At 70.9% G+C, this 5,764-nt stretch carries 6 protein-coding genes; 2 read left to right on the forward strand and 4 right to left on the reverse strand.

Features of this window, described 5'->3' with window-relative positions; all coding sequences use genetic code 11:
* The 4 genes from G6045_RS38775 to G6045_RS38790 form a co-directional block, all read right to left on the reverse strand.
* Positions 1–1,200: a C40 family peptidase gene (locus tag G6045_RS38775; protein WP_328708066.1), complete on the reverse strand. Its 1,200-nt coding sequence runs from the start codon at positions 1,198–1,200 to the stop codon at positions 1–3.
* A gap of 102 nt (positions 1,201–1,302) precedes the next feature.
* Positions 1,303–1,596, reverse strand: coding sequence for a hypothetical protein (locus G6045_RS38780; RefSeq protein WP_408056422.1), 294 nt, complete (start codon positions 1,594–1,596; stop codon positions 1,303–1,305).
* 52 nt (positions 1,597–1,648) lie between these two features.
* Positions 1,649–2,395, reverse strand: a complete 747-nt coding sequence (locus G6045_RS38785) for a TetR/AcrR family transcriptional regulator (RefSeq protein ID WP_165336945.1) — start codon at positions 2,393–2,395, stop codon at positions 1,649–1,651.
* A 49-nt stretch (positions 2,396–2,444) separates the two neighbouring features.
* Positions 2,445–3,383 (reverse strand): AurF N-oxygenase family protein, encoded by a 939-nt coding sequence (locus G6045_RS38790; protein WP_165336946.1) that lies wholly within the window; start codon positions 3,381–3,383, stop codon positions 2,445–2,447.
* Between the two features lie 191 nt (positions 3,384–3,574).
* Here G6045_RS38790 and G6045_RS38795 point away from each other — a divergent pair, with 191 nt between their 5' ends.
* Positions 3,575–4,681: a ferritin-like domain-containing protein gene (locus G6045_RS38795; RefSeq protein ID WP_165336947.1), complete on the forward strand. Its 1,107-nt coding sequence runs from the start codon at positions 3,575–3,577 to the stop codon at positions 4,679–4,681.
* 52 nt (positions 4,682–4,733) lie between these two features.
* On the forward strand, positions 4,734–5,648 hold the full coding sequence (locus tag G6045_RS38800) for an ADP-ribosylglycohydrolase family protein (RefSeq protein ID WP_165336948.1): 915 nt from the start codon (positions 4,734–4,736) through the stop codon (positions 5,646–5,648).
* Positions 5,649–5,764 lie beyond the last annotated feature (116 nt).

Raw genomic sequence — 5,764 nt, forward strand, 5'->3', positions numbered from 1 at the left:
CTACCGCACCCCCGCATCCGGCCGAACCGCCCCCAACACCTCCCGGCCCGCGATGGGCACAACCGCAACCCGCGCGCCGGGCCGGGGCGCGTCGATCACCTTGCCGTCCCCGGCGTACAGCGCCACGTGGCTCGCGTCCGGCCCGTAGACGATCACGTCGCCCGGGCGGAGCGATCGCAGCGGAACCTTGCGGAGCTTCTCCCACTGGTCGTGTGCCGTCCGCGGAATCCGTACCCCCGCCCGCTCCCACGCCGCCGACGTGAGCCCGGAGGCGTCGAACGCCTTGGGGCCCCGAGCCCCCGAGGCGTACGGCTTTCCCACCTGGTCCAGAGACCACCGCACCGCCTCCGCCCCAGCCCGGGAAGGCGCCGCCGAACCTCCCGGACCCGGCAGCGCGCCCGACGCCAGGAGCTGTGACTGGGCCGCAGCCGCCCCCGACGCCTCAAGTTTCTGCACCTCGGCGATCTGCGCCGCACTCAGCGAAGCCAGCAACTTCTCCACAGCCTTGAGCTTGGTGACCACCGCATCCCGCTGCTTCTTCTGCCGCCCCGCCAAGACCTGTTGTTTGTCCAGCGCCTGTCGCGCGGCCTTCGCGAGCCGGTCGGACTGTTGCTCGCCGGACGTCAGCCGCCCCAGCGTCTCCACGCGCTCGCGCGCAAGGCGTCCGATCACATGCTTCTGGTCGAGCGCCGTCTGCGGGTCGGGTGCGAGCAGCAGCCGTACGTACCCGTCGAAGCCGCTTCTGCCCTGGTACTGCTGCCGCGCGAGCCGTCCCGCCGCGATGCGGCTGTCGCTCAACGCGAGCCGGGCGCGGGCGAGTTCGTCGTTTCGCTTCTTCGTCTCGGCCGTCTGCTTCTTCAGCTGTTCGGCCGTCGCGTTGTACGTCTCGGTCGCCTGCTCCGCCGACCGGTACAGCTTCTGCATCTCGGTGAGCAGCCCGGCCACGGTCTTCCCACCCGACGCCGCGTCGGTCTCCGGGACCGGTTCGCCTGGCACCGCACCCGTCTCGGGGACGGCACTCGCTGCCGCACCCGCGTCCGGGACGGGCCCCGCACTCGCCAGCGCCCCCGTCTCCGGCACCGGCCCGGCACTCGCCGTCGCCCCCGGCTCCGGCGCCGACCGCGCTCCGCCCGCGGGCACCACCACACCGGCCGCGACCACCGCCGCCGCGCACACCAGTCGCAGCACTCTGCCTGACACGTCATCACCTCCGGACGCGGGGCGCCGACCACCCCAGGAGGAGCATGCGATGTCAGCAGGCTGAAAAGCCTACAACTGGGCGGTATGGGGCATACTGCTCACTCATTCAGCGGGATCCGCCCCGGGACCCGCCCCGGACCCCGGCTTGGACCACGGCCACTTCAGACGCCCCGTCTCCGCGTTCCCGCCCGCGTCGTACTCGTACCGCCACAGCTGCCGCACCCCGCGCCGTCCCGCGGCCACCCGCCGGTAGACGACGGTCGTGGCGGGGGAGTCGTCGGTGGCCGGGACCGGGATCTTGTAGAGCTTGGGCGGATGGCCGGTCGGGCCCGTGAGGACGTCGAGGGTGCGGCCGTCCATCGGGCCGCCGAAGAAGGAGATCGGGTCGCGGTTCACCAGGCCAGTGTCACAGTTCGCGCACCGGGACGCCGACTCCTCCGGCGCCGGCTCACAACAGGTGGGCCGCCTCGCTCACCAGGGGCAGCACCCTGCGGGCGAGCGAGCCCGCCGGACCGTCCGTGGTTTCCATGGCGAGGGCCGAGCGCAGCACCGTGGCCGTCTGCTCGTCGGAGGCCGCGGTCGCGGTCAGCAGCGCGAGGAACTGATCGAGCAGCCAGTCCCGCAGCTCGCCGGCCGGGGGCTGCTTGTCCTCGTCCAGCCAGATGAGCGAGGCCGCTTCGACCGCGGAGATCCATGTCCGTACGAGCAGGTGCAGCCGCGGACTCGGCGCGGTGACCGGCATATGCGCCAGGATGCTGGCCGCCGCGGTGCGCCGGACCTCGTCGACTATCGCGGTCGTACGGGAGGTGCAGACGACGCTGCCGCCCTGCAGCAGCGCCGCGAAGCCCGTGTCATGGGAGTCGACGAACGCGAGATAGCGGTCGAGTGCCCGGCCTAGGCGCTCGGTGAGCGGTCCCGTGGGCGGCTCGTCGAAGCACTGCTCCAGCTCGTCGGCCGCGGAGCGCAGCGCCGCCTCGTACAACTGCTGCTTGCCGCCCGGGAAGTAGCGGTAGACGAGCGGCCGCGAGACCCCGGCGGCCTCGGCGACATCGTCGAGCGAGACCTCCTCGGGAGCCCGGTGCGCGAACAGTCCGAGCGCCGCTTCGAGCAGCTGGCTGCGGCGCTCCTCGACGCTCAGGCGCCGGTACGCGGGAGCCGGGGATGAGGCAGCGAGGGGAGCGGACGCCGGGGACATGACCGAAGGGTAATCCGCCCGCGTCCGCCGCACCCCTGTGTGGTTCACCTCAGGCCAGCAGACCGGAGCTCTTCCACAGTCGGCGCCCGGGGCCCTGAAGCACTCCGATGTCGTCGAGGAAGTCGGTCAGCCGCTTGGCGCCGGTCTGCATCACCTCGCGCCGGTGCCCGCTCGCCTTGACCTGCGCGAGGGCTTCGCGGCGGTCGAGGCCGACATCCGTGTAGACCTGCGGGTTCACGAACGCGACCGAGAACACCTTGGCCGCGTTCCCGGAGCTGAGCCGGGTCAACTCCCGCTCCCAGCGCGGCGCGGTCACCATCTGACGCCGCAACTCCTCGCGGGCGTAGCGCACATGGCGGGCCTCCTCGACCACATGGATCCGCGTCACACCCCGGACGATCGTCTGCACCCGCTCGTCCGGGAAGGTCAGCCGCTGCATCCAGTCGAGGATCTCCTCGCCGAGCAGCGTGCAGGCGAAGGAACCTGGCGTCGTGGAGACGGTCTTGAGGACGCGCGCCAGATTGTGGTTGATCTTGCTGACGGGGTAGACCTTCGCCCCGCCCTTCTTGATCATGCGCGCGAACATCATCGAGTGCCGGCACTCGTCCGCGATCTCCGTGAGCGCGTAGCGCACGTGGGCGCTGTCCATCGGCTTGTCGTAGATGTGGCGCACGAGCAGCTGCATCAGGATGATCTCGAACCAGATGCCCAGCGACGCGAGCGAAGCCGCCTCGTAGCGCGCCAGTTCCATCCGCTGCTCCTCGGACATCCGCTTCCACAGCGGGGTGTCGTAGAGCGAGACGAGCTCCGGCGGCCAGAACCACTTGCCTTCCTCGATCGGAGCGTCCCAGTCCAGCTCCTTGTCCGGGTCGAAGGAGTGCTTGGCGGAAGACTCGAGGAGCCGCTCGGCGACGTGTTCGCGGTCCTTGAGCAGGCCGAGCGCGTCCCGGAGGACCTGGCTCGTGCCCGATTCCGTCATGGTCGTCATGGCGGTGGTCACCTCGTGACTTGGTTACCGGGGGTCACGTCTTATGAGACTGCTTGTCAGCAAGACCGTCAATCCCCTGCGCGCGACTTGTTGACCGCGCGTCTACCACCGTGTGAATCTGCCAACTATCCGGTCCTGCAAGGCGAGTCGGGGTCCACCCGGGCCCTGTCCGCGAGGCGAAGGAGCCGCCCGTGTCGACGTACGACCGCTATATCCAGCCCCCCGCGGAGCCCATCTGGCAGGTCCCCGCGACGGGTGCGGCCCGCTTCAACTGGGAGTACGACGACGGGCGTGAGCGCCTGCTCGCGCTCTACCAGAAGGGCAAGGACAAGCAGTGGGACGGCGCCAAGCGCATCGACTGGGACATCGAAGTCGACCCGTACGACCCGCTCGGCACCCCGGACGAATCCCTGTCCCTGTACGGCACGCGCCACTGGGCGAAGCTGACGGAACGCGACAAGGGGGAGCTGCGGCAGCACTTCGCCTCCTGGCAGTTCAGCCAGTTCCTGCACGGTGAGCAGGGCGCGATGATCTGCGCCGCCCGCATCGTCGAATCCGTGCCCGACCTGGACGCGAAGTTCTACTCGGCGACCCAGACCATGGACGAGGCCCGGCACGCGGAGATCTTCGGCCGCTTCCTGCACGACAAGGTGGGCATGGCCTACCCCATCAACGACAACCTCCAGTCCCTCCTCGGCGACACCCTGCGCGACTCGCGCTGGGACATGCCGTATCTGGGCATGCAGGTCCTGATCGAGGGCCTGGCGCTCGCCGCCTTCGGCATGATCCGCGACACGACCGACAAACCGCTGCCGCAGCAGATCCTCGCGTACGTGATGCAGGACGAGGCCCGCCACGTGGCCTTCGGGCGGATGGCGCTGCGCGACTACTACAAGCAGCTCACGGACGCGGAACTGCGCGAACGCGAGGAATTCGTCATCGAGGGCTGCTACTTGATGCGCGACCGGCTGCGCGGCGTGGAGGTCCTGGAGAACTTCGGCATCCCGAAGGCGGAGGCCGAGGAGTACAGCGAGCAGTCCGAATTCCTCGCCCTGTTCCGCCAGTTGCTCTTCTCCCGCATCGTCCCGTGCGTCCGCGACATCGGCCTGTGGGGCAAACGCCTCCAGGAGGCATACGTCGACATGGGCGTCTTCGAGATGGGCAACCAGAACCTGGACCAGCTCATGGCCCAGGACGAGGAGATCGCGGAGAAGCTGGACGCGGAGCGCTTCGCCGCCGAGGAGGCGGCACGGGTGGAGGAGGTGGGCGAGGCGATCGTGCAGGGTGCCGAGAACTGACCCCGGGGAAAACTCGGGGCCCTCCGCGGCCCCCGCCGGGCATCATCGGCCCATGACGACGTCCGAGCACGCGCCCGCACCGCATCGCGCCGCCGCCCGCCGCAGCCTCGAAGCCCTCGCGCTCGGGGACGCGTTCGGCGAGCGGTGGTTCCCGCTGTTCCGGAAGCCCAAGGAGGCGTACGAGCAGGTACGGGCCCGGCGGATGCCCGAGGAGCCGGACTGGCACTGGACCGACGACACCGCCATGGCGCTCGGCATCCAGCGGGTCCTCGACCAGTACGGCGAGATACGGCAGCAGGAGCTCGCCGAGTCGTTCGCGCTGATCTACGACGCCGATCCGGCACGCGGCTACGGGTACGGGATGCACCAGCTCCTGCCGCGGGTGCTGACCGAGCCCGCCGGGTGGCGCCGGCTGGCCGCTGACCTGTTCGAGGGGCAGGGCTCGCTCGGCAACGGTGCGGCCATGCGCGTCGCCCCGCTCGGCGCCTGGTTCGCGCACGACCTCCAACGCGTCGTCCAACAGGCCGAGTTGTCCGCCCAGGTCACCCATGCCCACCCCGACGGCGGCGCGGGCGCCGTGGCCGTCGCGGTGGCAGCCGCCCTGTCCGTACGCGGTGAGCTCGATCTCCGTACGATCGCCGAGTCCACCCCCGAGGGCGCGGTGCGCGACGGACTCGAACGGGCCGTGGACGTGCCGTTCACGACGGAACCGTGGCGGGCCGCCGACCTCCTCGGCAACGGACAGCGCATCCGCGCCGACGACACCGTCCCCTTCGCGCTCTGGTCCGCCGCCCGCCACCCCGACGACCTGGTGGCCGCGCTGTGGACCACGGCCGAAGGCTTCGGCGACGTCGACACGACCTGTGCGATCACAGGAGGTGTGGTGGGCGCCCGCACCGGCACCGACGCGGTCCCGGCCGCCTGGCTCGAGCGACGCGAACCGGTGCCGGGCGGACCTGCGGCCTGACGGTTCCGCACCCGGCGTGCGGCTCGGTTCACCCCCGACCGGCGCCGGGCTGCCCCCCGACCGGCGCCGGGCTGCCCCCCGACCGGCGCCGGGCTGCCCCCCGACCGGCGCCGGTC

It is taken from the genome of Streptomyces mesophilus, from assembly GCF_011044995.1.
Taxonomy (GTDB): Bacteria; Actinomycetota; Actinomycetes; order Streptomycetales; family Streptomycetaceae; genus Streptomyces; species Streptomyces mesophilus.